The organism is Jujubicoccus corallicola, assembly GCF_047345645.1.
Classification (GTDB): Bacteria; Pseudomonadota; Alphaproteobacteria; order Rhodobacterales; family Rhodobacteraceae; genus JBLEFH01.
The window spans coordinates 1-1,545 of record NZ_JBLEFH010000018.1; the positions used below are offsets into that span (position 1 = coordinate 1).

The 1,545-nt window shown below is 59.3% G+C and carries 1 protein-coding gene; it reads left to right on the forward strand.

Annotation, left to right across the window (positions count from 1 at the left end; translation table 11 throughout):
- The first annotated feature begins 80 nt into the window (after positions 1 to 80).
- Positions 81 to 1,421, forward strand: coding sequence for an IS1182 family transposase (locus ACMA5I_RS15915; RefSeq protein WP_525887262.1), 1,341 nt, complete (start codon positions 81 to 83; stop codon positions 1,419 to 1,421).
- The last annotated feature ends 124 nt before the right edge of the window (positions 1,422 to 1,545 follow it).

Here is a 1,545-nt window from a genome sequence, read left to right on the forward strand (position 1 = left end):
CGATGCTGGTGAAAAACTCTGACCTTGATCGAGACCCAACCGACTGATTCACTTGCCTTATCGGCAGGGAGGATCAGGCGATGATGGGACGTCTGGAGGCGCAGGAGAACCTTTTTTATCGGTTTCGGATCGAGGATCATGTCCCGCGAGACCACCTGTTGCGTCGGATCGACTGGCTGTTGGACTTCGACGCGATCCGCCAGGAGCTGGCCACGCTTTACAGTCACACAGGACGCCCCTCTGTTGATCCCGAGTTGATGCTGCGCATGCTGCTGATCGGTTATCTCTATGGCATCCGGTCTGAGCGGCGGCTGGTCGAGGAGGTTCACCTCAATCTGGCATACCGATGGTTCTGCAAGCTTGGGCTGGAAGGCCGCGTGCCGGACCGTTCGACCTTTTCCAAGAACCGCCACGGGCGCTTTGCCGATGGCGATGTCTTGCGTCGCCTCTTCGAGAGCGTAGTCGAAAAGTGCATAGGCTTTGGCATTGTCGGCGGCACCGACGCGGCCATCGATGGCAGCACCATCGAGGCGGACGCGAACCGGGACCGCAAGGATGCGCCGGAGGTGGTTCAGAAAATCTGGTCTCGAAAGGACCACGTGCAGCGCCCGGTTGCCGACTATCTGGCAAAACTGGCTGACGCCGATGGGGCAGCGCAATCCGGCCCGAGAAAGAAGCCGCCCAAGTATATCTCGGAGACCGATCCGGAGGCGGCATGGTCGCTGAAGGACGGCCCTGGCCGGTTCAGCTACGAGACCAATTACCTGGTGGACACGGATCACGGCATCATCGTCGATGTCGAGGCCACACCCGCCCGGCTCAGCCAAGAGATTGTTGCGGCCAAGAAGATGCTCGACCGCAGCCGGGACCGTCTCGACTTTTATCCCGACAGGGTGGCGGCAGATGGGTCATACGGCACCGGCCCGTTCCTTGCCTGGCTCCTGAAGCGCGAAGTCACACCGCATGTGCCGGTGCTGGATCGCCAGCATCAGACCAAGGGCAAATACGACCTCAGCCATTTCCAATATGACCCGGAGCGCGACAGCTACACATGCCTTGAAGGCCATGAAATGCCGCTGCGCCGGATCAAGCAGGCAGACCGGATCAAAAGCTATTCCGCCGGGAAAGACACTTGCGGCGCATGTCCGATCAAGAAGGCCTGCACCGATGCGCCGTTCCGAACCGTCACGCGACACATGGACGAAGAGGCCCGCCAGACGGTCCGCGATCTGCGCAATACAGCGGCCTATGACGAGAGCCGACGACGACGAAAGAAGGTGGAGATGTTGTTTGCCCATCTGAAACGACATCTCGGCTTCAAGCGCCTCCGGCTCCGAGGCCTCAAAGGAGCAAACGAAGAATTCCTCCTCGCCGCCACCGCCCAGAACCTAAAACGTCTTGCCAAAATGGTCCCCTGCTGAGGATAGAAATGAGCTGAACGGCCACCATCCAAAAACACTGCCTTTGGCCGCGATAACAGCGGTCTGAGCGGAAGCGTCTCGGCGAAACACAAGATGTAGTAGGTCGAGTTTTTCACCTAAATCG

What these genes read in the sequence shown, in the direction of transcription:
- ACMA5I_RS15915 (WP_525887262.1), top strand. Translation starts at nt 81, where the DNA reads ATGATGGGACGTCTGGAGGCGCAGGAGAACCTTTTTTATCGGTTTCGG.